Source organism: Streptomyces ochraceiscleroticus, from assembly GCF_000720485.1.
In the GTDB taxonomy this organism is placed as follows: domain Bacteria; phylum Actinomycetota; class Actinomycetes; order Streptomycetales; family Streptomycetaceae; genus Streptomyces; species Streptomyces ochraceiscleroticus.
Genome location: NZ_JOAX01000008.1, coordinates 95,572 through 118,495 on the forward strand (window position 1 = coordinate 95,572; position 22,924 = coordinate 118,495).

General features: G+C 72.8%; 20 protein-coding genes and 1 pseudogene. 9 read left to right on the forward strand and 12 right to left on the reverse strand.

What is annotated here, in order from left to right; all coding sequences use genetic code 11:
• Window positions 1-125 precede the first annotated feature (125 nt).
• From IG84_RS0112565 to IG84_RS0112590, 5 genes and pseudogenes are all read left to right on the forward strand, one after another.
• Window positions 126-554: an organic hydroperoxide resistance protein gene (locus IG84_RS0112565; protein WP_031055080.1), complete on the forward strand. Its 429-nt coding sequence runs from the start codon at window positions 126-128 to the stop codon at window positions 552-554.
• A 323-nt stretch (window positions 555-877) separates the two neighbouring features.
• Window positions 878-2,077 carry a LacI family DNA-binding transcriptional regulator gene (locus tag IG84_RS0112570; protein WP_078648790.1) on the forward strand — a complete coding sequence of 400 codons (1,200 nt, stop codon included), beginning with the start codon at window positions 878-880 and terminating at the stop codon, window positions 2,075-2,077.
• The gene (locus IG84_RS0112575; RefSeq protein WP_031055087.1) at window positions 2,074-3,687 is read left to right on the forward strand and encodes a sugar ABC transporter ATP-binding protein; all 1,614 of its coding nucleotides are present in this window, start codon (window positions 2,074-2,076) and stop codon (window positions 3,685-3,687) included. Before IG84_RS0112570 ends, IG84_RS0112575 begins: the two co-directional genes overlap by 4 nt.
• 28 nt (window positions 3,688-3,715) lie before the next feature.
• Window positions 3,716-5,631 (forward strand): annotated as a pseudogene (locus IG84_RS42195) (ABC transporter permease/substrate-binding protein).
• A 24-nt stretch (window positions 5,632-5,655) separates the two neighbouring features.
• Complete coding sequence (locus IG84_RS0112590; protein WP_037800092.1) at window positions 5,656-6,588, forward strand: ribokinase; 933 nt, start codon at window positions 5,656-5,658, stop codon at window positions 6,586-6,588.
• A gap of 10 nt (window positions 6,589-6,598) precedes the next feature.
• Here the strand turns inward: IG84_RS0112590 and IG84_RS0112595 are convergent, their stop codons facing one another.
• The 5 genes from IG84_RS0112595 to IG84_RS0112615 all read right to left on the reverse strand — a co-directional run bounded on the left by IG84_RS0112595 (window position 6,599) and on the right by IG84_RS0112615 (window position 12,314).
• Window positions 6,599-7,510: an ornithine cyclodeaminase family protein gene (locus tag IG84_RS0112595; RefSeq protein ID WP_031055097.1), complete on the reverse strand. Its 912-nt coding sequence runs from the start codon at window positions 7,508-7,510 to the stop codon at window positions 6,599-6,601.
• On the reverse strand, window positions 7,507-8,871 hold the full coding sequence (locus IG84_RS39785; RefSeq protein WP_078648791.1) for a nitrilase-related carbon-nitrogen hydrolase: 1,365 nt from the start codon (window positions 8,869-8,871) through the stop codon (window positions 7,507-7,509). Before IG84_RS39785 ends, IG84_RS0112595 begins: the two co-directional genes overlap by 4 nt.
• Window positions 8,872-8,878: 7 nt before the next feature.
• Window positions 8,879-10,183: a pyroglutamyl-peptidase I gene (locus tag IG84_RS0112605; protein ID WP_031055103.1), complete on the reverse strand. Its 1,305-nt coding sequence runs from the start codon at window positions 10,181-10,183 to the stop codon at window positions 8,879-8,881.
• 118 nt (window positions 10,184-10,301) lie between these two features.
• Window positions 10,302-11,348 (reverse strand): aldose epimerase family protein, encoded by a 1,047-nt coding sequence (locus IG84_RS0112610; RefSeq protein WP_031055105.1) that lies wholly within the window; start codon window positions 11,346-11,348, stop codon window positions 10,302-10,304.
• 42 nt (window positions 11,349-11,390) lie between these two features.
• Window positions 11,391-12,314, reverse strand: a complete 924-nt coding sequence (locus IG84_RS0112615) for an SGNH/GDSL hydrolase family protein (RefSeq protein WP_031055107.1) — start codon at window positions 12,312-12,314, stop codon at window positions 11,391-11,393.
• A 326-nt stretch (window positions 12,315-12,640) separates the two neighbouring features.
• Between IG84_RS0112615 and IG84_RS0112620 the strand changes: the two genes are divergently transcribed.
• Window positions 12,641-13,135: a DUF3145 domain-containing protein gene (locus IG84_RS0112620; protein ID WP_031055108.1), complete on the forward strand. Its 495-nt coding sequence runs from the start codon at window positions 12,641-12,643 to the stop codon at window positions 13,133-13,135.
• Between the two features lie 63 nt (window positions 13,136-13,198).
• Window positions 13,199-14,074 (forward strand): NAD(P)-dependent oxidoreductase, encoded by an 876-nt coding sequence (locus IG84_RS0112625; RefSeq protein WP_031055109.1) that lies wholly within the window; start codon window positions 13,199-13,201, stop codon window positions 14,072-14,074.
• Between the two features lie 141 nt (window positions 14,075-14,215).
• Here IG84_RS0112625 and IG84_RS0112630 read toward each other — a convergent pair whose 3' ends face one another.
• The 5 genes from IG84_RS0112630 to IG84_RS0112650 form a co-directional block, all read right to left on the reverse strand.
• Window positions 14,216-15,496, reverse strand: coding sequence for a beta-ketoacyl-[acyl-carrier-protein] synthase family protein (locus IG84_RS0112630; RefSeq protein WP_031055111.1), 1,281 nt, complete (start codon window positions 15,494-15,496; stop codon window positions 14,216-14,218).
• A gap of 76 nt (window positions 15,497-15,572) precedes the next feature.
• Window positions 15,573-15,821, reverse strand: a complete 249-nt coding sequence (locus IG84_RS0112635) for an acyl carrier protein (RefSeq protein ID WP_016642582.1) — start codon at window positions 15,819-15,821, stop codon at window positions 15,573-15,575.
• 101 nt (window positions 15,822-15,922) lie between these two features.
• Window positions 15,923-16,969, reverse strand: a complete 1,047-nt coding sequence (locus tag IG84_RS0112640) for a ketoacyl-ACP synthase III (RefSeq protein WP_031055117.1) — start codon at window positions 16,967-16,969, stop codon at window positions 15,923-15,925.
• Between the two features lie 14 nt (window positions 16,970-16,983).
• Complete coding sequence (locus IG84_RS0112645; protein ID WP_211266453.1) at window positions 16,984-17,940, reverse strand: ACP S-malonyltransferase; 957 nt, start codon at window positions 17,938-17,940, stop codon at window positions 16,984-16,986.
• 89 nt (window positions 17,941-18,029) lie between these two features.
• Window positions 18,030-19,214, reverse strand: a complete 1,185-nt coding sequence (locus IG84_RS0112650) for a PucR family transcriptional regulator (RefSeq protein ID WP_030249149.1) — start codon at window positions 19,212-19,214, stop codon at window positions 18,030-18,032.
• A gap of 168 nt (window positions 19,215-19,382) precedes the next feature.
• Here IG84_RS0112650 and IG84_RS0112655 point away from each other — a divergent pair, with 168 nt between their 5' ends.
• A complete protein-coding gene (locus IG84_RS0112655) occupies window positions 19,383-20,075 on the forward strand; it encodes a pirin family protein (RefSeq protein ID WP_382467342.1) in 693 nt (230 codons plus the stop codon).
• Window positions 20,076-20,115: 40 nt separating this feature from the next.
• On the opposite strand, the gene IG84_RS0112660 is transcribed toward IG84_RS0112655, so the two are convergent.
• Window positions 20,116-20,940 (reverse strand): serine hydrolase domain-containing protein, encoded by an 825-nt coding sequence (locus IG84_RS0112660; RefSeq protein ID WP_037800100.1) that lies wholly within the window; start codon window positions 20,938-20,940, stop codon window positions 20,116-20,118.
• A gap of 113 nt (window positions 20,941-21,053) precedes the next feature.
• Between IG84_RS0112660 and IG84_RS0112665 the strand changes: the two genes are divergently transcribed.
• Window positions 21,054-21,518 carry a MerR family transcriptional regulator gene (locus tag IG84_RS0112665; protein ID WP_031055126.1) on the forward strand — a complete coding sequence of 155 codons (465 nt, stop codon included), beginning with the start codon at window positions 21,054-21,056 and terminating at the stop codon, window positions 21,516-21,518.
• Window positions 21,519-21,547: 29 nt separating this feature from the next.
• On the opposite strand, the gene IG84_RS0112670 is transcribed toward IG84_RS0112665, so the two are convergent.
• The gene (locus IG84_RS0112670; RefSeq protein WP_245659327.1) at window positions 21,548-22,903 is read right to left on the reverse strand and encodes an acyltransferase family protein; all 1,356 of its coding nucleotides are present in this window, start codon (window positions 22,901-22,903) and stop codon (window positions 21,548-21,550) included.
• Window positions 22,904-22,924 lie beyond the last annotated feature (21 nt).

Below are 22,924 nucleotides of genomic sequence, written 5' to 3' on the forward strand. Positions count from 1 at the left end.
TACCGGCACCCGGGGAATTCGTCAAGGCCCCTTGCTCGCGGCCCTCTTGTGGCCGCCCGTTAGGCTCGGGGCAAGCCGTCGCGATCGTGGGCGCGAGTCGCGGCGTACGTACAGGAGGAATCCGTATGTCCATCCAGCCCGTCGACGTCGTCTACACCGCTGTCGCCACGGCGGAGAACGGCCGTGACGGCCGTGTCGCCTCCGACGACGGCAAGCTCGACGTCGTCGTCAACCCGCCCAAGGAACAGGGCGGCAGCGGCGCCGGCACCAACCCCGAGCAGCTCTTCGCCGCCGGGTACAGCGCCTGCTTCCAGGGCGCGCTGAGCGTCGTGGCCCGCCAGGAGAAGGCGGACGTCTCCGGCTCGCAGGTGACGGCCAAGGTCGGCATAGGCAAGACCCCGGCCGGCGGCTTCGGCCTCACGGTCGAGATCTCGGCCTCGATCCCGAACGTCGACGCGGACACCGCGAAGGCGCTGGTGGAGAAGGCGCACCAGGTCTGCCCGTACTCGAACGCCACCCGCGGCAACATCGACGTCAAGCTGACCGTCGCCTGACCCGTGACGCGCGGCGCACGCCGCAAGAAGGGCCGCACCCCCACCGGGGTGCGGCCCTTCGCGGTTCACGGCAGCCCCCGGTCCCACCTGCGCCGTTCCCCGCTTCCGTCACCTGCATCGGCCCCTGTGCCCGCCCGCGCCGTTCGCCGCTTGCGCCGTCCGCTGCGGCTCCCGGCCCCGTCCGCATCTCCAGCCGCCTGTGACGCAGACAACACTTATGAAACCTTGACGCCATGACCGTGTAATCGATTACGTAGCCCCACGACAGCTCGGGTAATCGATTACACGCGACCAGCGCACCGGAGCGGGAGGGCGAGGACGCCATGGCGAACATCAAGGACGTGGCCGAGCGGGCCGGCGTCTCCGTGGCCACCGTCTCGCGCGTACTCAACGGTCACTCGCCCGTCGCGGCCACCCGCGACCGCGTGCTCGCCGCCGTCGCCGAGCTCGGCTACCGGCCCAATAGTGTCGCCCGCGCCCTGCGCACCGCCCGCACCGGCGCGCTCGGCCTGCTCATCGGCGACCTCACCAACCCGTTCTTCACCGAACTCGCCGACGCCGTGGAGGACGAGGCCCGCAGCCTCGGCTACAGCCTGGTCATCGGCAACGCGGGCGAGAGCCCGCAGCAGCAGGACGACCACATCCGCACGCTCATCGACCGGCGGATCGACGGCCTGCTGGTCAGCTCGGCCGGCACCGGTTCGCCCGTACTGCGCGAGACCGCCGCGGCCGGTACCCCGCTGGTCCTGCTGGACCGCGCCGTCGACGGGCTCGACGTGCCGTGCGTACGGGCCGACGGCCGGGCGGCGCTCGCCGATCTCGCCGCGCACTTCGCCGCGCTCGGCCGCCGCCGCCCCGCGATCATCGTCGCGCCGGCCGGCACCCGCACCGGCGCCGACCGGCTGCGGTTCTTCCGGGAGGCGCTGCGCCCGTACGGCATCGAGCTGCCCGACGAGCGGGTCGGCGCCACGCCCGACCTCCAGCCCACCGGCGGCCGCCGGGTCATGCGCGGCTTCCTGGACCTCCCCGAGCCGCCGGACGCGGTGCTCGCCACGGACAACCTGATGGCGCTCGGTGCGATGGACGAGATCCGGGCGCGCGGCCTGCGCGTACCGGACGACCTGGCGCTGGTGGTCTACGACGACGTGCCGTGGTTCCGGCACACCGACCCGCCGCTGACCGCCATCGCGCAGCCCACCCGCGAGCTGGGCCGGGCCGCCGTGCACACCCTGCTGGAGCGGATCGAGGGCAGGCCGGCCGAGTCCGTTCTGCTCCCCGCCCGCCTCGTACCGCGCCGCTCCTGCGGCGAACCGGTACCGGAGCACGCGCCCCACACGCCGGAGCCGGCCGACGAAGCCCGTGCGCCGGTACGGGAGCACGCCCCCCACGCGCCGGTACCGACGGACGCCCCCCGCACCACCGACGGCAGCAACGGCAGCGACACAGACACCAACACCAACACCAACACCAACAGCGACACCGAGAGCGACACCGACACCCACAACGAGAGGGGCAGCGCATGACCGGCGTCAACGACGACGTACCGGGCGGCCGCGAACTGCTGCGCGTGGAGGGGGTGACGAAGTCGTTCCCCGGTGTGCGCGCCCTGGACGGCGTGGACATGAGCCTGCGCGCCGGCGAGGTCCACGTACTCCTCGGCGAGAACGGCGCGGGCAAGAGCACCCTGATCAAGATGCTCTCCGGCGCGCACCGCCCCGACGACGGCCGCATCCTGGCCGACGGCGGACAGGACGGCTCGCACGACGGCCTGCACGAGGTGCACATCCGCTCCGCGCAGGACGCCGAACGGCTCGGCATCGCCACCATCTACCAGGAGTTCAACCTCGTTCCCGGCCTCACCGTCGCCGAGAACATCTTCCTGGGGCGGCAGCCGCTTACCGCGCTCGGCCTGGTCGACAAGAAGGCCATGCGGGCGCGCGCTGCCGAGCTGCTCGAGCGCGTACGGCTGGACGTCTCGCCGAACACGCCCGTCGCCGAACTGGGCATCGCCCGGCTCCAAATGGTCGAGATCGCCAAGGCGCTGAGTCTTGAAGCGCGAATACTGATCATGGATGAGCCCACAGCCGTTCTCACCTCCGAGGAGGTGGACACGCTCTTCGGGCTCGTCCGCGAGCTGCGCGAGTCCGGCGTCGGCATCATCTTCATCACCCACCACCTGGAGGAGATCGGCGCGCTCGGCGACCGGGTCACCGTGCTGCGCGACGGCCGGTCCGTCGACGAGGTGCCCGCGTCCACCGACGAGGACGAGCTGATCCGCCTGATGGTCGGCCGGGACATCGCCGAGCAGTACCCGCGGCAGCGCCCCGAGGAGCCGGGCGCGCCCCTGCTGCGGGTGCGCGGGCTCACCCGTAACGGGCCCAAGGGCCTGCCGGTGTTCCAGGACGTCGGCTTCGAGGTGCGGGCCGGGGAGGTCGTCGGCCTCGCGGGGTTGGTGGGCGCGGGCCGTACCGAGGTCGCCCGGGCGATCTTCGGCGTGGACGCGTACGACGCCGGCGCGGTCGAGATCGACGGTACGGAACTGGCCCGCGGTGACGTGCGTGCCGCCATGCGTGCCGGGCTCGGGCTGGTACCCGAGGACCGCAAGGGCCAGGGGCTGGTACTGGACGCCTCGCTGCAGGACAACCTCACCCTCGCGCGGCTGGACCGGGACACCCGCGGCGGCCTGGTGGACCGCGGCGCGCAGCGGCGCGAAGCGGCCCGGGTGGCGGGACAGCTGAAGGTACGGATGAGCGGGCTCGGGCAGAGCGCCCGCACCCTCTCCGGCGGCAACCAGCAGAAGATCGTCATCGGCAAGTGGCTGCTGACCGACACCCGGCTGCTGATCCTCGACGAGCCGACGCGCGGCATCGACGTCGGCGCGAAGGTCGAGATCTACCAGCTCATCAACGAACTGACGGCGGCCGGCAAGGCGGTCCTGATGATCTCCAGCGACCTGCCCGAGGTGCTCGGCATGAGCGACCGGGTGCTGGTGATGTCGCAGGGCCGGCTGGCCGGCGAACTGCCGGCGGCCGAGGCCACCCAGGACGCGGTGATGGAGCTGGCGCTCCAGGCAGCGCCGGACGACACGACGAACCATGACGAGAGCGCGATGGAGGGCTCCGATGTCCGCTGAGGTGAAGACGGGAGCCGCCGCCGAGGCGGTGGGTGAGGCACCGGACCGGGACGGCTTCGGGCCGTGGTTCTCCCGCGCGGTGCTGCGGAACGGGCCGCTGGGCGGCCTGATCGCGCTGGTCGTGGTGATGGCGGTGCTGTCCAGGGACTTCCTGAACGGGCAGAACCTCCTCAACGTCGGCGTACAGGCGTCGGTCACCGCGATCCTGGCCTTCGGCGTCACCTTCGTGATCGTCTCGGCCGGCATCGACCTTTCCGTCGGCTCGGTCGCGGCCCTCTCGGCGACGGTCGTCGCCTGGGCGGCCTCGAACGAGGGCCTGCCGGTCGTCGTCGCCGTACTGCTCGGCCTGGCGGTCGGCGCGGCCGCGGGCCTGCTCTCCGGCGCGCTCGTCGCGTACGGCAAGCTGCCCGCCTTCATCGCCACGCTCGCGATGCTCTCCGTCGGCCGCGGCCTCGCGCTGGTGATATCCGGCGGCTCGCCGATCGCGTTCCCCGCCTCGATCAGCAAGCTCGGTGACACGCTCGGCGGCTGGCTGCCGGTGCCCGTCCTCGTCATGATCGTGATGGGGCTGATCGCGGCACTGATACTGGCCCGTACCTACACCGGCCGCGCGATGTTCGCCATCGGCGGCAACGAAGAGGCGGCGCGGCTCTCCGGCATCCACGTCAAGCGCCGCAAGCTCGTCATCTACGCGCTGTCCGGGCTGTTCGCCGCCGTCGCGGGCATCGTCCTCGCGGCCCGGCTCACCTCCGCCCAGCCGCAGGCCGCCACCGGTTACGAACTGGACGCCATCGCGGCCGTCGTCATCGGCGGCGCCAGCCTCTCCGGCGGCTCCGGCAAGGCGTCCGGCACGCTCATCGGCGCGCTGATCCTCGCGGTGCTGCGCAACGGCCTGAACCTGCTGAGCGTCTCCGCGTTCTGGCAGCAGGTGGCCACCGGCCTGGTCATCGCCCTCGCGGTCCTGCTGGACACGCTGCGGCGGCGGAGCGCGCGATGAGGGGGCGCGCCGTGAGGGGAGTTGCGATGAGCCGGCGCACGGGAGCGCTCGGAGTGGTGGGAGCCGTACTGGCCGCCGTCGCCCTCAGTGGCTGCGACCGTGGCGGGAACACCGACCTGGGCCTCGCCCTGTCCACCATGAACAACCCGTTCTTCGTGGGCATCAAGGAGGGCGCGCAGGCCGAGGCGGAGGCGCGCGGGCTGAAGATCAACATCACCGACGCGCAGAATGACCCCACCCAGCAGATCAATCAGATGGAGACGTTCACCAGCCAGAACGTCAAGGCGGCGATCATCAACCCGGTCGACTCCGATGCCGCCGTACCGGCCGTCGGCGTCGCCAACCGGGCGGACGTCCCCGTCATCGCCATCGACCGTGGCGTCAACGGCGGGAAGGTCGGCTCGACCATCGCCTCCGACAACGTCGCGGGCGGCCGCCTCGCCGCGAAGACGCTCGCCGAATCGCTCGGCGGCAAGGGCAAGGTGGCGTTCCTCGAAGGCCAGCCGGGCACCTCGGCGGCGCGCGAGCGCGGCCAGGGCTTCGAGGAGGGGATCAAGAAGTACCCCGGTATCCAGGTCGTCGCGCGGCAGCCCGCCGACTTCGACCGGACCAAGGGCATGGACGTGATGTCCAATATGCTCCAGGCGCACCGGGACATCGACGGGGTCTTCGCCGCCAACGACGAGATGGCACTGGGCGCTTCCAAGGCGCTCGGCGCCCGGTCGGGGAGGTCGGTGAAGGTGGTCGCCTTCGACGGCACGCCGGACGGCATCAAGGCCGTACGCGGTGGCACCCTGACGGCGACCGTCGCCCAGCAGCCCGAGCTGCTCGGCAAGCAGGCCGTGGACTGGGCGCTCAAGGCGTCGCAGCACAAGCCGCTGCCGAAGCAGATCAAGGTGCCGGTGGTGCTCGTGACGAAGAAGAACGCAGCGCGATTCGGGGACTGACCCCGGTCGCGGCAGTAACGACGAATGGATACGGCGGACGTGGACGCGAACGACTACGACTACGACGTGCTGGTGGTGGGCTCGGCCAATGCCGACCTGACGGTCCGGGTGGACCGGCGGCCGGACGCGGGCGAGACCGTGCTCGGTACGGACCTGGTCGAGTCGGCGGGCGGCAAGGGGGCCAACCAGGCCGCCGCCGCTGCCCGGCTCGGCGGCCGGGTCGCACTGCTGGCGCGGATCGGCGGGGACGCGTACGGCGAGCTGCTGCTGAACGCCCAGCGCGCGGCCGGTACCGACGTACGGCACGTCATCGCCGACCCGGAGGCCCGCACCGGCACCGCGATGATCATCGTCGGCACGGACGGCGACAACAGCATCGTCGTCTCGCCCGGCGCCAACGCGGCGCTCACCCCGAAGGACGTCGCCGCGGCCCGTGAAGTGATCGCGGGCGCCGCCGTGCTCTCCCTCCAGCTCGAGATCCCGATGGAGTCCGTGGAGGCCGCGGCCGCCGCGGCGCGCGAGGCCGGCACCCGGGTCGTCCTCAACCCCTCCCCGGCCCCCGAGGGCCTTGCCCCCGAACTGCTCGCCGCCGCCGACCCGCTGGTGGTCAACGAGCACGAGGCACGCCGGATCTCCGGCGCGGCGGACGGCGGCCCGGCGGAGTGGGCCCGCGCGCTGCGCGACCTGGGCGCGCGGTCGGTCGTCATCACCCTCGGCGGCGACGGCGCGTACGTCCTGGACGCGGACGGGGACGCGGCCGTACCGGGCGTGAAGGTCACGGCCGTGGACACCACGGGCGCGGGCGACGCCTTCACCGGCGCCCTCGCCACCCGCCTCGCCCGCGGCGAGACCCTGGCCACGGCCGCGCGCTACGCCGTACGCGTCGGCGCCGCCGCCGTCACCAAGCCTGGCGCCCAGCCCTCCTACCCGACGCCGGACGAACTCCCGGCAGGCTGAGCCCGCCCGTTCAGGGCCGCTTCGCGGCAAGCTCGGCCGCCACCGCCACCTCCGTACCGGCCAGGCCCACCGATGAGAAGAAAGTGATCTGGCCGGCGGAGGTGCGGCCCGGCGCGTCCCCCGCCAGCACGGCGCCGAGCTCGGCCGCGGCGGCCGGGTCGATCAGGTGGTCCGGGCCGTACGCCGCGGTCTGCGCACGGGAGTCCGTCACGAGCACGTCGGCGCGGCCGATCAGCTCCGGCGGGATCTCGTGCGCCGCGCGGTCCTTGGCGCCGAGGACCGATATGTGTGTGCCGGGCGCGATCCAGTCGGCCTCCAGCACGGGCGAGCGGCTGGAGGTCGCGGTGATCACGATGTCCTGGCCGCGCACCGCCGCCTCGGCCGTCGGGGCCGCCACCGCCTCGATGCCCAGCTCCTCGCGCACCCGCTCCGTGAACGCCCGCACCCGCTCCGGGCGGCGCGCGAAGACCGTCACCTCGCTCGGCTTCCGTACCTGCGCCAGCGCCCACAACTGGGCCCGCGCCTGGGTGCCCGCGCCGATGATCCCCAGCCGGGCGGCGTCCGGCCGGGCCAGCGCGTCCACCGCCACCGCGCCGATCGCGCCCGTCCGCCGCGGCCCCAGCTCCTGACCGTGCACCACGGCGAGCAGCGCTCCCCGCGCGCTGTCCCAGACCGCGACCAACTGCTCGCCGCCGCGGGTGTCATAGGCCCGGAAGCCGTGCCGGGCGCCCCCGGCGTCGGCACCCGCCGTGAACACGAGATCGCGATCCCCCAGCGGTGCGGCCAGCCGGGCCGGCGCGGACAGCTCCTCACGATGATGGGCGAGCAACGCCCGGCGAACCGCCGCCACGGCCGTCCCGGCGTCCAGCCGCGCCCGCACCTCCTCGTCCCCGATCAGCAGGGGCGCCGCGTGCCGCGTCATGCGCTCAGCTCCTTCCGGCCGTACAGGCAGTGCTCCGCGCCGGTCATCAGTGCCCAGTACCGGTCGCCGTACGACCAGTGCCACCACTCCGTGGGGTAGTTGACCAGGCCCGCGCGGGCGAGGGCCGTGCTCAGGACGCGGCGGTTGGCGCGGGCCTCGGCGCTCAGCCCCGGCGCGTGCGTGAAGCAGGCACCGGCGCTCTCCTCCGGGCCGGCGTTGAGAGGTGAGCCCATGTCCATCTCCGCGCCGCCGGCCGTGACGAGCAGCAGGTCCACCGCGCCGCCCGCGCTGTGCGGGGCGATCTCCGGCGGCGACACATACTGGCTGGCGGCGTCCCGTATCCGCGCGGGCGGCCACTCCGGATGCGCGGCCCGCAGCTCGTCGGCATACTCCTCGAAGTACCGGCGCTGCAGGGCCGGCGGGCGGTACCCCTCCGCCAACTGCAGCCGAAGACCGTCGGGCAGCGCCTCCTGGGCGCGAAGCAGCCGCTCCACCAGGCCCTCCCGCAGATACGCGAAGGCACCCACCGGGTCCTCGCGGATCTCCGAGACCAGCAGCTCCGGCGCCGCAGTCCGTACGTCGAGCAGCGGCTCGCCGCACTCCACGACGGGCACGGCCGCCACCGCCGGGTCCGACATCAGCGTGATCCGCTCCCGCAGGTCGGCGAGGGCGAGCCCGGCCGTGTCGCCCGCGCCGGCGATCCGGCCCGCTTCCGGCGACCACGCGCCGCTCAGCCCGCAGGCGGTGCCCGCGCTGCCGGGGCCCAGGCCGTTGGCCAGCACCACATGCAGGCCGTACTCCCTGGCGCCCTTGGCGTACCCCGACGCCACCCGATCCGGATCGCTGTGGAACGCGCTCGCCAGGAAGATGCCGCAGCCGTCCGCCGAGGCCCGCTCCCACACCTCCGGGTGCGCGGTGTCGTAGCACGTGGCCAGGGCGATACGGAGGCCGCCGAGCGTGCACCTGCCGTCCGTCCGGCCCGGCGTGAAGACCGCCTTCTCCGGGCCGAACAGATGCCGCTTGTCGTAACGGGTCAGCAGGGCGCCGTCCGGGCCGTAGACGTACGACGTGAGGCTCAGTCCGCCGCCTGCCGCGGGCGCCGGGCAGTTGACCACCGCCGCGGTGCCGGTCGCCCGGCAGGCGGCCGCGACCGGCGCGAGGACCGGGTCGTCCGCGACGTACGCATACCGCCCCGGCGCGGCGGCTATCGCGTCCAGCTCGTACCCCGTCAGGGCCAGTTCGGCGAAGACGACGAGGCCGGCACCGCGGTCCCCGGCCTCCCGGACCAGCCCTGCCATCCGCGCCGCGTTGGCCTCGGCGGCCAGCGGAACGGGTACGAACTGCGCTGCTGCGACGATCATTTGCCCATCATGCACCCGGCCACTGACAACCGGCCTCGACCGCCGTCCGCAGCAGCTCCCGCAGCTGTCCGACGATGGCCAGCCGGTTGCGGACGAAGACCGGGTCGGTGACCGTGCCGGATTTTGGGTCGGTGTTGCCCGGGCCGAAATCCAGTACCGGCGTGTGGAGATGGCCGCCTGGCAGGGACGGGGCCACCGCGTCGCGCAGCAGCGTCGCGCGGTAGGCGATCTCGTTGGAGAGGTAGTCGCCGCCACCGCCCGCGCGGGCCGTGGAGCCCGGGGTCGGGCCGTTCGGGCGTTTCACCGGCTCGGTGCCGCCCGCCGGGACCTCGGTGACCTCCGTGTTGTCGTGCACCGGGTACGGGCCGGTCGCATCGCCCGTGAGCGCCCTGTAGGGCAGCGTCGTGTGCGTCCACTGAGGCTGCGGCCGTACCGTCGGCACGCCGTCCGGGATGGGCACCGTCTCCGTGCGGGACTCCCGGGCGTTGTCCGGGTAGCCGCCGCGCCAGGCCCCGTTGGTGCGCTCCACGTCGAAGCGGCCGGGGCGGCCCTGGCTCACGGTGGTGAAGAGGTCTACCTGGCGCGGCCCCGGACGGAAGTGCGGCAGCAGGGTGTGTTCCACGGTTCCCGCGGCGAAGTCCGACCAGCGGACCGGGAAGACCGCCGTCTCGATCCGTACGGCCCGCCCCGAAGAGGTGCGCAGCGTCGTCCCGTCCAGTGCGAGCGCCGACGCGCCCGACGGGTTGCTGCGGCGCGGATCGGCGTCCAGTTGGAACGGGTCGAAGCCCGTCACCAGGACGCGCGTGACGCCCCGCCCCGGAGGGAGGTCGATCGAGTCCTCGCCCCGGGACGCGCGTTCCAGCGCCCCGGCCAGCGCCGCGCGCCGCTCCTCGGACAACCCGAAGGACGGCTGCCACTCCCGCAGCGCCCGGGTCATCTCCAGTCGCGCCCAGTACAGCGGGCGGTCGTCGTCCCGGCTGAGATCGCCGCCCGCCGGGCCGCGCCCCTGGACCCGGCCCACGGCCCGCTCCCACAGGGCACGCCCGGCCCGTTCGACGTACCGTTTCGCCGCTTCCTCGGAGTGCGTCGCGGCCAGTCGCCGGGCGAACTCCGGCCCGATCTCGTCGAAACCGCTGCGGCGCAGGATCTCCCGCGGCGCGGCCAGCGACAGCCGCTGCTCCTCCACGGCGACCGGGGAACGGTCCGCGTCCGCCGCCCGGTCGCGGGCGGCCGCCGGAGCGGTCAGGGCCAGGGGGAGCGCGGCCGTCAGCGCAGTGCCGAGAGCCAGGAGCCTGGTACGTATGCGTCTCATGTGGCGAGTAAAGCGGGAGGGACCTCTGCGACGGTAGAGGGCAGCCACCGGGGCCGGCGCCCGGCAACAGCCCGGTGCCGGCCACCCGGCAACAGTCCGTAGGCCGCCCCCCCGCTCCCTACTCCGTCCCGAACCCGTACACCGTCCGCGACCGGAACGCCTCGCCCGGCCGCAGCACCGTGCCGGGGAAGTCCGGGCGGTTGGGGGAGTCGGGGAAGTGCTGGGTCTCCAGGGCGATTCCGCCGCCCGCCAGGAGGGGGCGGCCCGTGCTGCCCGTCAGCGAGCCGTCCAAGTGCTCGGCCGTGTAGAGCTGTACGCCCGGTTCGGTGGTCGACAGGCGCAGGACGCGCCCGGAGGCGGGGTCGCTCAGCTCGGCCACCGGGCGCGGTGCCGGGGCCCGGTCCTCGGGGTCGCCGATCGTCCCGGAGCCGTCACCGATCACGAAGGTGTGGTCGTACCCGCGGCCGACCGTCCGGCGCGCCCGGAAGTCGAAGCGGGTGCCGGCGACCGGGGCCGGGGCGCCGGCCGGGATGCCGGTCGCGTCGACCGGGAGGTAGTGATCGGCCGCCAACCGCAGCCGGTGCGTCTCCGCGCTGCCGCTGCCGTCGCCGCTGAGGTCGAAGTACGAGTGGTTGGTGAGGTTCAGGACGGTCGGTGCGTCCGTGGTGGCGAGGTAGTCGCAGGCCAGCTCCCCGGAGGCGGAGAGCGTGTACCGGACGCGGACGTCCAGCGCCCCGGGGAAGCCCTCCTCGCCGTCCCTACTGGTGCGCCGCAGCTCCACCCCTCCTGGGCACGGTGCGGCGTCCCACAGGGCCGTGGAGAAGTTCGCGACGCCACCGTGCAGGCAGTTCGGGCCCTCATTGGCGGGCAGCGCGTACCGCCGCCCTTCGAGGGTGAACGCTGCGCCCCCGATACGGCCCGCGTACCGGCCGACCAGCGCCCCGAAGTACGACTCGCCGTGCGCCTCGTACCCGGCCGCGTCCGGGAAGCCGAGCACGATCTCGCCGCGCGTGCCGTGCCGGTCGGGTGTCTCGACGCTCTGCACGATGCCGCCGTACGTCAGGATCCGTACCCGGACTGCGCCTGCTTCGAGTGTCCAGCGGTGGACGATACTGCCGTTTTTCAAGGTGCCGAAGGGCTCTTCGGCGACGTGGGTCGCGCTCATGCGGGCGAGCCTATGCCCGCGCGTCCCGGAGGCGGCGCGAGGTCAGCCGCGGCCTTCGGGGCGGGTGACGGTGCGGTAGGCCATCTCGGCCAGTTCCCGCTGGCCGCGCTTGCTCGGGTGGAACCAGTCCCACTCGCTCAACTCCCGGCCGGTGAAGCGGTAGTCGAAAACCGCCTGGTCGAAGCGGCAGCGGCGGTCCTGCTCGCACACCTCGCGCAGCGCTGTGTTGTAGGCCATCACCCGGTCCCGCACGCCCTCCCTGCGGTCACTGGCGGCGCGTGAGACGTTGTCCGCGTCGTGGAGCATCGACTGGCAGATCCCGAGCTTCCACACCTGTTTGCCCACCGGGTTCCGGCGGCCCTGCGACCACAGTCGCATCAGGTCGGGCACCGCGGCGACGTAGACCTGCGTTCGGGGCAGCGCCCGGCGCAGCTTCTTCAGGGACGTCCGGAAACCGGCGCGGAAATCAGCCGTCGGTGTCATGGCGGAGGCGTTGTTCCGGCAGGCGTCGTTGGCGCCGATCAGGATCGTGACAAGTTGGGGTTTGTGCGGAATCGCTCGGTCGAGCTGGCGGGGCAGATCGTCCATGAGCGCTCCGGTGCGGGCGTAGTTCCAGGCGTGTCCGGAGGGGTGCGCCACGAGGCGTTCGGCCAGGCTGCGGACGGCCGGATCCGTGCCCGTGGCCCAGGAGGCGGCGGAGCAGTCGGCCAGCAGTCCGCAGGCGTCGAAGCCGGCCGTTATCGAGTCACCCAGCGCGGCCACGGAATCCGGACGGGTGTCCCAAACCGGTGGGAGTGACGGGTGCGGACGGGCGGATTCCGTGCGGCCGCGCGAGGCCGGGGAGTTGTCGCCGCTGTCGCCGGAACCGCAGGCCGGAACGGCGAGGAGCAGGGCGGCGGCGAGCGCCGCGGGCACCGTGACCGGCCGCCGGCGGGGGCGTCCGGAGGCCCAGTTGATCTTTGCCATCCCCTGTCCCCCTCCGACGTGCGAGTGATATCTCTTCCGTGAGCGACGGTACGTCACTCCTCCGCGGTCACAGCGCGATAGCTTTGCCCCGTGGCCGTCGGGCGGCGACCTGGAGGAGTAGCGCACTCCCGTACGAACAAATTACAACACGTCATTTCCTGTCCCTTTTGTGGCGAATTGAGCCCCATGGTGTTTACTGTAGGTAACCTTGCGTGCTGGTGCCGAAGTGATCATTGGGGCAGAATGTCAGCAGCTGTCCCGGCCGCGACCGGAACGGGCACGAGGCCGCTGGGGAAGGCGAACCTCGAACCGTACTGGAGGTCCCGGTGACGACACGTGGAGTTCTGTACGTCCACTCCGCTCCGCGCGCGCTGTGCCCGCACGTCGAATGGGCCGTCGCGGGCGTCCTCGGCGTGCGCGTCAATCTCGACTGGATCCGCCAGCCCGCCTCGCCCGGCACCTGGCGCGCGGAGTTCTCCTGGCAGGGCGAGTCCGGCACCGCCTCCAAACTCGCCTCCGCGCTGCGCGGCTGGCACCTCCTGCGCTTCGAGGTGACCGCCGAGCCGTGCGCGGCCGCCGAGGGCGAGCGCTACAGCTCCACGCCCGACCTGGGCATCTTCCACGCCGTCACGGGCATCCACGGTGACATCCTGATCCCCGAGGACCGGCTGCGGGCCGCGGTGGCCCGCTCAGCGCGCGGCGAGACCGACCTGGCGGCAGAGGTCGCCCGGCTCCTCGGAAAGCCCTGGGACGACGAGTTGGAGCCCTTCCGGTACGCGGGCGAGGGCGCGCCTGTGCGGTGGCTGCACCAGGTCGTCTGACGGGCGCAGGGCCGCGCCGCGCGCCGTTGTCTTCGAGTGCACTCGAACGCCTAGCGTGCCCCCATGGCTGACAACACCTCAGTGGCAGTGCTCGGTACGGGAATCATGGGCGCGGCGATGGCCCGGAACCTCGCCGGGGCCGGTCTGGACGTACGGGTGTGGAACCGCACCCGCGCCAAGGCCGAGCCGCTCGCCGAGGACGGCGCACGCGTCATGGACACCCCGGCGGAGGCCGTGGACGGCGCCGACGTCGTCCTGACGATGCTTCACGACGGCCCGGCCGCCCTGGAGGCGGTGCGCGCCGCCGGGACCGCGCTGCGCCCCGGTACGGTCTGGGCGCAGTCCACCACCGCCGGCCTCGAAGCGCTCGGCGAGCTCGCCGGCTTCGCGCGGGAGCACGGTCTGGTCTTCGTCGACGCGCCCGTGCTGGGCACCAAGGAGCCCGCCGAGGCCGGGAAGCTCGTGGTCCTCGCGGCCGGGCCGGGCGCCGCGCGGGAGCTGCTCGCGCCCGTCTTCGAGGCGATCGGCAGCCGGACCGCCTGGGTGGGCGAGAACGGCGACGAGGGCGCCGCCACCCGCCTCAAGCTGGTCATCAACAGCTGGGTGCTCACCGTCACCCACGGCGCCGCCGAGGCGCTGGCCCTCGCCAAGGGGCTCGGCGTCGCCCCGCAGGAGTTCCTGGACGCCGTCGAGGGCGGCCCGCTGGACATGGGCTATCTGCGCGCCAAGACCCGCCTCCTGCTGGAGGGTGACCTCGCTCCCAGCTTCCAGACCCGCACCGCGGAGAAGGACGCCCGGCTCATCGTGGAGGCCGGCAAGGCGGCCGGTGTCCGCCTGGACGTCACGGCGGCGGGCGCGGAACGCTTCCGCCGGGCGACGGAGCAGGGGCACGGAGACGAGGACATGGTGGCGTCGTACTTCGCGAGCTTCGACCACTGACAGCCGGGGGATGCGAAAGGCCCGCCCGGACGATGTCCGGGCGGGCCTTTTCACCGGCGAAGGCCGCAACCATCAATTGAGGAACCCAAGCGGCGGGCATGGGGTCCGCGAGAGCGGCGCCGGTTCAGGCGCAAAGAGGCGTCAGGCCGTGCGGAAGGCGAGTACCACGTTGTGGCCGCCGAAGCCGAACGAGTTGTTGATCGCCGCGATCGTGCCCTCCGGGAGCTTCCGGGGCTCGTCGCGGACGATGTCCGCGTCGACCTCGTCGTCGAGGTTCTCGACGTTGATGGTCGGCGGGGCCTGGCGGTGGTACAGCGCGAGGACCGTCGCGACGGTCTCGATGCCGCCCGCGCCGCCCAGCAGGTGGCCGGTCATCGACTTGGTACCGGAGATCGCGATGTGGTCCACGTCGTCGCCCAGCACCCGGCGCAGCGCCTTGATCTCGGCGACGTCACCCTGCGGGGTGGACGTGGCGTGCGCGTTGAGGTGCACCAGCTCGGCCGGCTTGAGGTCGGTGGCGTCCAGCAGGTTCTGGACGGCCGCCGCGATGCCCCGGCCGGTCGGCTCGGGCTGCGCGATGTGGTGGCTGTCCGCGGACAGGCCCTGGCCCAGCACCTCGCAGTACACCTTGGCGCCGCGCTTGGCCGCGTGCTCCGCCGACTCCAGGATCACCACGCCCGCGCCCTCACCGAGGACGAAGCCGTCCCGGGCGGTGTCGTACGGGCGGGACGCCTTCTCCGGCTCGTCGTTGTTCTTCGACATCGCCATCATGTTCGCGAAGGCGACGATGGGCAGCGGGTGGATCGCCGCCTCGGTGCCGCCCGCGACGACCACGTCGGCACGGCCGGTGCGGATCATCTCGACGGCGTACCCGATGGCCTCGGCGCCGGAGGCGCAGGCGCTCACGGGGGTGTGCACGCCCGCCTGCGCGCCGACCTCCAGGCCGACGTTGGCGGACGGGCCGTTGGGCATGAGCATCGGCACGGTGTGCGGGGAGACGCGGCGTACGCCCTTCTCCTTCAGCACGTCGTACTGGTCGAGCAGGGTGGTCACGCCGCCGATGCCAGAGGCGATCACGGTGCCCAGACGGTCCGGGTCGATCAGGGCCGAGCCGTCCTCGGCGGTGTCCTCGCCGGCCGGGCCGGTGTAACCGGCGTCGGCCCACGCCTCACGCGCGGCGATCAGCGCGAACTGCGCGGAGCGGTCGAGCTTGCGGGCGACGGGGCGCGGCAGGACCTGGTCCGGCTCGACGGCCGCGGTGGCGGCCATCCGGACGGGCAGATCGGCAAAGCGCTCGTCGTCCAGGGGCCGCACGCCGGAGCGGCCCGCCAGCAGACCTTCCCAGGTCGAAGCGGAGTCGCCACCCAGCGGTGTGGTTGCGCCGATACCGGTGACGACCACGGTGCGATTGGTCGCGTTCACGGGAATTCTTGTCTCCACAGGTAGAGGGGTCGAGAATCGACGGCGCCACCGCGGGGTGGCGACATGCGGGGCTGGATCAGCCCTGGTGCTCGAGGATGTACTTGGTGGCGTCGCCGACCGTCTTGAGGTTCTTGACGTCGTCGTCGGGGATCTTGACGTCGAAGCGCTCCTCGGCGGCGACGACGACCTCGACCATGGACAGCGAGTCGACGTCCAGGTCATCGGTGAAGGACTTGTCCAGCTGGACGTCCTCAACGGGGATCCCGGCGATCTCGTTCACGATCTCGGCGAGACCGGCGACGATCTCTTCCTGAGTGGCGGCCATGATGGCTCCTTCGGTGTTTTTCGAGTGAAACTGTGCGTTGCGGTGAAGTTCCAGTACAGCCGCCGGACCGTCCGGGGACGTCGGTGCTGCGTAGATCTTGCCTAGGGGAGAGTAACGACCGTGGCGGCGTACACGAGACCCGCCCCGAACCCGATGACGAGCGCGGTGTCGCCGCTCTTGGCCTGACCGGTCGCCAGCAGCCGCTCCATCGCGAGCGGAATCGAGGCGGCCGAGGTGTTGCCGGTGGTCTCCACGTCACGGGCGACCGTGACGGACTCGGGGAGCTTGAGCGTCTTCACCATCGAGTCGATGATCCGCATGTTGGCCTGATGCGGGATGAAGACGTCCAGATCCTCGGGCTTGACCCCGGCCACGTCCAGGGCCTCCTGGGCGACCTTGGCCATCTCGAAGACCGCCCAGCGGAAGACCGCCTGGCCCTCCTGGGTGATCGCCGGGTAGCGGATCTCGTCCAGGGCGAGCCGGTCGGCGGGGCCGTTGCCGCCGGGCACCGGAGTGCGGCGGTAGACGTCCCAGCTCAGGGTCTGCTTGATGGTCTCGGACTTGTCGCCCTCCGAGCCCCAGACGGTCGGGCCGATGGCCGGCTCGTCCGACGGGCCCACGACCACGGCACCGGCGCCGTCACCGAAGAGGAAGGCCGTCGCGCGGTCCTCCAGGTCGGTCAGGTCCGAGAGCCGCTCCACGCCGATGACCAGCACGTACTCCGCCGAGCCCTCGGTGACCATGCCCTTGGCCAGGGTCAGGCCGTACCCGAAGCCCGCGCAGCCCGCCGAGATGTCGAACGCGGCCGGCTTGCCCGCCCCTATCCGGTGCGCGATCTCCGTCGCGACCGCCGGGGTCTGCTTGAAGTGCGAAACCGTCGAGACGATCACGCCGCCGATCTGCTCCGGCGTGATACCGGCGTCGGCGATCGCCTTGCCGGCGGCCTCCACCGACATCGCCGCGACGGTCTCCTCGGGACCGGCCCAGTGGCGCGTGGAGATGCCCGAGCGCGACCGGATCCATTCGTCGGACGAGTCGATGTACTTGAGGATCTCCTCGTTCGGCACGACATTGACGGGGCGGTAGCCGCCCACGCCCATGATCCGCGCGTACGGGGCGCCCTGCGAGGGCTTGATCTTCGAGGTCATGCTCTTCGGTCTCCTTATCCGGCCGAGTTCTCGGCAGCGGGAGAAGCGTGCTCGGCGATCAGCTCGCGGGCCGCGTCGAGGTCCTCAGGGGTCTTCAGCGCGAGAGTCTTCACACCGGGCAGCGCACGCTTGGCGAGGCCCACCAGGGTCCCGCCCGGAGCCGCCTCGATCATCGCGGTGACGCCCAGCTCCTTGAACGTCTCCATGCACAGGTCCCAGCGGACCGGGTTGGCCACCTGGCCCACCAGCCGCTGCACGACCTCCTGGCCGCCGGTGACGACCTGGCCGTCCTTGTTCGAGACGTACCGGGTGTGCGGGGCGGCGGGGGACAGCTCGGCCACCGCGGCCTCCAGCGTGGCGACCGCCGGGGCCATGTGCACCGTGTGGAACGCGCCGGCCACCTTCAGCGGGACGACCCGCCGGGTGCCCTCCGGCTTGTCCTCGGCGAGCGCCGCGAGCTGCTCGGCGGTGCCGGCGGCCACGATCTGGCCCGCGCCGTTCACGTTCGCCGGGGTCAGGCCGAGCTTCTCCAGGTGCGGCAGGACCGTCTCCGGCTCGCCGCCCAGCAGGGCCGACATGCCGGTCTCGGTGACGGCCGCGGCCTCGGCCATGGCCAGACCACGCTTGCGTACGAGACCCATGGCGGCCTCGTCGGGCAGCACACCGGTCAGCGCCGCGGCGGCGAGCTCACCGACGCTGTGCCCGGCTGCGGCGCCGACGAGCGACGCGAAGTCCTCCGGCGAGGCGAAGAGCTGCCGCGCGGAGATCAGCGCGGAGGCGACCAGCAGCGGCTGGGCGACGGCGGTGTCACGGATCTCCTCCGCGTCCGCCTTCGTGCCGTAGTGGACCAGGTCGAGGTCGATGGCGGCCGACCAGGCACGCAGCCGGTCCTCGACACCGGGAAGGTCGAGCCAGGGAGTCAGGAAGCCGGGCGTCTGAGCGCCTTGGCCGGGAGCGACGAGTACGAGCACTCTCACACTCTCTCTTGTGGGAGGTCCCGCCCGCCCGTGGGGACAGGGACGAAGAACCATCGGGGTAATTGTGGGTGTCCGACAAAAGCTTAGGGCTGCGCCTCACCGTCGGCCAGACGCCCCAGGATGAGGGCGATACGCAAGGTGAACGCCGAGCGGACATCGGACGGCGACCATCCGGTGACGTCCGTCACACGTCGCAGCCGGTAGCGCACGGTGTTGGGGTGGACGAAGAGCATCCGCGCCGCCCCCTCCAGGCTGCTCGCCTGCTCCAGGTAGACGCTCAGCGTTTCGAGGAGGGCACTGCCTGCTTCCTCCAGTGGTCTGTAGATCTCCTCCACCAGCTGATCGCGGGCAGCCGGGTCGCCGGCCATCGCGCGCTCCGGCAGCAGATCGTCCGCCAGTACCGGCCGCGGCGCGTCCGGCCAGGCCGCGCACGCCTTCAGGCCCGCCGCCGCTGCCTGCGCCGACCGCGTCGCCGCCAGCAGGTCCGAGACCACCGGGCCCGCCACCACGGGACCTGCGGCGAACGGCCCGATCAGCGCCTTCGCCGCCTTCAGCGGCTCGTCCGAACCCCCCGCGATCACCACCAGCCGGGTCCCGAGCACGCCCGTCAGCACCTGCAGCTTCGCGTGCCGCGCGGCCCGCCGGATCGCCTCCACGGTCAGCTCGCTGTCCCCGTCCGGGGCCGTACCGAGCACCACCGCCACATGCTCAGGGGAGTTCCAGCCGAGCGCCGCGGCCCGGGACACCGCGCCCTCGTCCGCCTCACCGGACAGCACGGCGTTGACGACCAGCGACTCCAGCCGCGCGTCCCAGGCGCCGCGGGCCTCCGCGGCCTGGGCGTAGACCTGTGCGGTCGCGAAGGCGATCTCCCGCGCGTACACCAGCAGCGCCTCGCGCAGCACCGACTCGTCACCCGGAGCGGCGACATCGTCGATCGCCGTCTCCATGACCTCGATGGTGGTGCGGACCATCTCCACGGTCTGCCGCAGCGTGATCGCCCGGGTCAGCTCGCGCGGCGCCGTACCGAAGACGTCCGTGGAGATCGCCTGCGGGGTCTCCGGATGCCGGAACCACTCGGTGAAGGCCGCGATGCCCGCCTGCGCCACCAGACCGATCCACGACCGGTTCTCCGGCGGCATCGCCCGGTACCACGGCAGTGTCTCGTCCATGCGGGCGATGGCATGGGCCGCGAGCTTGCCGGAGGACTTCTCCAGGCGGCGCAGGGTCGCGGAGTGCGGGTGGGCGTCGTGCGATGCGGGTTCAGACACGGGCACAAGCCTGCCTTATCGGGGCGGGGTGATGGCGCGGTGGGGCTACGGTGGCTGAATGCTGTGTTGCCCGGGGGCGCTGCGGACGTCGGCGGCGACGCCGCGGGCCGGGCCCCCGGCCGGCCGCCGACCGGGCGGGCCGGAGCGGATCAGGAGAGGTGGACACGGGTGATCCAGGTACGCAGAAGCGACGAGCGGTACCGCGGCGGGGACGCCGACGCCGGCATCGACACCCGGCACGCCTTCTCCTTCGGACGGCACTACGACCCCGGCAACATCCGCTTCGGCGCGCTGATCGCGTGCAACGAGGAGCGGCTGGCCCCCGGGGCCGGCTTCGACGAACACCCGCACAGCAACACCGAGATCGTCACCTGGGTCGTCGAGGGCGAACTGACCCACCGCGACAGCACCGGACACGAGACGCTCGTACGGCCCGGCGACGTCCAGCGGCTCGGCTCCGCCGCCGGCGTACGGCACGTGGAGCGCAACGACTCCGACGCGCCGCTGCGTTTCGTCCAGATGTGGCTGGCCCCCACCGCCTCCGGCGGCGAACCGGACTACGAAGTGGTACGCGGCATCGCCGACGGCACCCCGTACGCCGTGCCGCGCGCCGACGCGATGCTGCACGTCCGGCGGCTCGCGGCGGGCGACCGCACGGCCGTACCGGACGGCGCGCGGATCTACGTCCATGTCGTACGCGGCGCGGTACGCCTCGGCGACGCGCTCACCGACGGCGGCCCGGCGCTGGTGGAGGCGGGCGACGCGGCGCGCGTCACCGACGCCAAGGAGCTGGAGCTGACCGCCGAGTCCCCGGCGGAGCTCCTGATGTGGGAGATGCCGGAGGAGCCCACGTACGGCTGATGCCCGGGCGCGGCCTGCGCGCCGCGGCTCGGGGCCCGTCTCAGGCCGCCCGCAGGTCCGCCAGTACCGCGTCCGTGAAGGGCGGCCACGCCTCGATCGCCCACGGCCCGAACGCGCGGTCCGCGAGCGCGGCGCAGGCGGCGCCCGCGTCCGGATCCACCCACAGGAACGTGCCGGCCTGCCCGAAGTGCCCGAACGTACGCGGCGAGGACCCGGCACCCGTCCAGTGCGGCGCCTTGCCGTCCCGGATCTCGAAGCCCAGCCCCCAGTCGTTCGGCTTCTGGTTGCCGTACCCCGGCAGCACGCCCGACAGCCCGGGGAAGACCACCGAGGTCGCCGCGTCCAGCGTCTCGCGCGCCAGCAGCCGCGGCGCCAACAGCTCAGCACCGAACCGTGCCAGGTCGGCGGCGGTCGACACGCCGTCCTTGGCCGGTGAGCCGCCGACCGCCAGTTCGGTCGCCGTCATGCCCAGCGGATCGAGCACGGCCTCCTTCAGGTACTGCGGGAAGGGGATGTCCGTGGCCTTCGTGAGGTGCTCGCCCAGCGCCTCGAAACCGGCGTTGGAGTAGATCCGCCGCGTACCGGGCGCGGCCATCACCCGGTCCTCGTCGAACGCCAGCCCGGACGTGTGCGCGAGCAGATGCCGTACCGTGGCGCCGTCCGGGCCCGCCGGCTCGTCCAGCTCCACCGCGCCCTCCTCCACCGCGAGCAGCGCGGCGTACGCGGCCAGCGGCTTGGTCACGGAGGCCAGTGCGAAGCGGTGCTCCTGCGGCCCGTGCGCACCGGCCACCGTGCCGTCGGCTCGTACGACGACCGCCGCAGCAGTGGGCACCGGCCAGTTCTCGATCATCCGCAGGCTCTCCATGGCGCCCAGCGTAACTTCCTCAAGATTCAGCCAAGTCTTCCCTTGCTTGGAGTGCACTCCAGCTCTCTAGCGTTGTCAGCGGCGTGAGCGAAACGGCGAACGGGAGAGACGGCATGACGGTCATGGAGAGCGCTCCGGTCACGGCACCGGCGAAGCCGCGCAACTGCGCCGGCCTGCGGTCCGGTCCACGGCGCGCCGACGGCCAGGACCAGTACACGATCAGCGAGGTCGTCGGCCTCACCGGGCTCAGCGCGCACACCCTGCGCTGGTACGAGCGCATCGGCCTGATGCCGCACGTCGACCGTACCCACACGGGACAGCGCCGCTTCAGCAACCGCGATCTGGACTGGCTGGACCTGGTGAGCAAGCTGCGGCTGACCGGCATGCCGGTCGCCGACATGGTCCGGTACGCCGAACTGGTCCGCGAAGGCCCGGCGACGTTCGCCGCCCGGGAACGGCTCCTCACGGCACACCGCGAGGACGTCCGGCAGCGGATCAACGAGCTGCGCGACACGCTGGACGTCCTCGACTACAAGATCAACCTGTACGCCGACGCCCGCCTGGGGTCGGAGGAGTGAGCCGGTGGCTGAGCGGGGGAGGGCTCCGCTCAGCCCACACCCAGGGCAAAGAGGGTGAAGCTCGCGGAGAGGGCCGTGGCGGCGCCGAGCCGAGTGCGGCTCGCGCCCCAGGGGGCCTCGAAGCGGCGGGTGAGGAGGGTGAGGGCGGCCAGTGTCAGGGCGAAGAGGGGGAGCCAGGCCAGGCGGGTGAGCAGCCAGGCCGTTGAGTCGGGGGCCGTGGTCAGGCCGGGTACCGGGCCGAGGGACGACGACGGCACCGCCACCGCCAGCATCGCGGTCTGGTGCCAGCAGAAGACGGTCATCGCGCAGAGGTTGACCACCACGACCGGCGCCCACAGTGCCGGCCGGCGCAGCAGCGCGGCGATCCGGTCCCGCAGCAGGACGGCGGCTCCGCACTGCGCCGCCGCCAGGGCCGGGACCAGCAGCGACGGCGGGTGCGAGTTCGTCCGGGCGGCGCCCGGGACGCCGACCATGCTCGCGGGGTAGTGGAAGACCAGGAGGAGGACGGCGAACACGGCCGCGCCACCGGTCAGCAGCGTCCACGCGGCGCGCCGGCCGAGCCTTCCCCGCTGCCGCTGCCCGGACGGCGTGGGGGCTTCTCCCTCGCCCCAGCAGACGCCGAGCTGGTACGCGAACAGCCAGCCGGGGAGCAGGTTGAGCAGCGCGAGCCAGGACGGCACGGCGGCGGCATACGGGCCGTACCGCAGGAAGTCGACCACCGCGACGGCCGCGAACAGCGGTGCGGCCGCCCATGGCCCGAGTCGTCGCGCGGCGCGCACGCAGTACGGAGTGAGCGCCGTGACTCCGGCGTACACGCCCACGAACCACAACGGCTGTACGACCAGCGTCGCCCCCGTCCGCAGCGTCGCCTCGGGCACCCCGGCGGCGGACAGCCCCCCGATCAGCAGCGCCCAGATGGCCGTTACGGCAAGTGCCGGGCGGCCCAGGCGGGCCAGCCGGCCGCCCAGCCAGCGCGCGGTGGACTCCCCGCGCCCGCTCGCGCGCCGGTAGGACAGCACCGAGGAGTATCCGCCGACGAGGAAGAAGATTCCCAGGAGTTGGAGGACCCAGCTCACCGGCGCGAGGAAGCCGAGCGCGGACAGTGCGCTGGCGTTGTGCAGCGCGCCGTCGGCGTCCCGTGTGAAGCCGCCGGCCAGCCAGTGCCCGGCCGGCACGGCGAGCAGCGCGAGCGCCCGCAGCCCGTCGATCCCGCGGTCGCGGTGGGCGGGGGTGCGGGCCTCGATGGCGGCCACGGCCCTGCGGAGCGGGCCGTGTTGCTCGGTCCGGTCGGTCCGTCCGGTCCGGAGGCCGCTGTCGGCGGCACCGGTGGCCGGTCCGGCACCGGGGTTCGGTCCGGCACCGGGATTCGGTAACGCGAGAGTCATGGCGGTGTCCTTGGAAGAGGG

Excerpts from the sequence above, each read along its gene's own strand:
- IG84_RS0112595 (WP_031055097.1), bottom strand. The coding sequence starts at position 7,510 with ATGACGCGGCACGCGGCGCCCCTGCTGATCGGGGACGAGGAGGTGCGG.
- IG84_RS0112660 (WP_037800100.1), bottom strand. The coding sequence starts at position 20,940 with ATGGAGAGCCTGCGGATGATCGAGAACTGGCCGGTGCCCACTGCTGCG.
- IG84_RS0112670 (WP_245659327.1), bottom strand. The coding sequence starts at position 22,903 with ATGACTCTCGCGTTACCGAATCCCGGTGCCGGACCGAACCCCGGTGCC.
- IG84_RS0112635 (WP_016642582.1), bottom strand. The coding sequence starts at position 15,821 with ATGGCCGCCACTCAGGAAGAGATCGTCGCCGGTCTCGCCGAGATCGTG.
- IG84_RS0112610 (WP_031055105.1), bottom strand. The coding sequence starts at position 11,348 with ATGAGCGCGACCCACGTCGCCGAAGAGCCCTTCGGCACCTTGAAAAAC.
- IG84_RS0112665 (WP_031055126.1), top strand. The coding sequence starts at position 21,054 with ATGACGGTCATGGAGAGCGCTCCGGTCACGGCACCGGCGAAGCCGCGC.
- IG84_RS0112615 (WP_031055107.1), bottom strand. The coding sequence starts at position 12,314 with ATGGCAAAGATCAACTGGGCCTCCGGACGCCCCCGCCGGCGGCCGGTC.
- IG84_RS0112625 (WP_031055109.1), top strand. The coding sequence starts at position 13,199 with ATGGCTGACAACACCTCAGTGGCAGTGCTCGGTACGGGAATCATGGGC.
- IG84_RS0112575 (WP_031055087.1), top strand. The coding sequence starts at position 2,074 with ATGACCGGCGTCAACGACGACGTACCGGGCGGCCGCGAACTGCTGCGC.
- IG84_RS0112570 (WP_078648790.1), top strand. The coding sequence starts at position 878 with ATGGCGAACATCAAGGACGTGGCCGAGCGGGCCGGCGTCTCCGTGGCC.
- IG84_RS0112590 (WP_037800092.1), top strand. The coding sequence starts at position 5,656 with ATGGATACGGCGGACGTGGACGCGAACGACTACGACTACGACGTGCTG.
- IG84_RS0112640 (WP_031055117.1), bottom strand. The coding sequence starts at position 16,969 with ATGACCTCGAAGATCAAGCCCTCGCAGGGCGCCCCGTACGCGCGGATC.
- IG84_RS39785 (WP_078648791.1), bottom strand. The coding sequence starts at position 8,871 with ATGATCGTCGCAGCAGCGCAGTTCGTACCCGTTCCGCTGGCCGCCGAG.
- IG84_RS0112565 (WP_031055080.1), top strand. The coding sequence starts at position 126 with ATGTCCATCCAGCCCGTCGACGTCGTCTACACCGCTGTCGCCACGGCG.
- IG84_RS0112605 (WP_031055103.1), bottom strand. The coding sequence starts at position 10,183 with ATGAGACGCATACGTACCAGGCTCCTGGCTCTCGGCACTGCGCTGACG.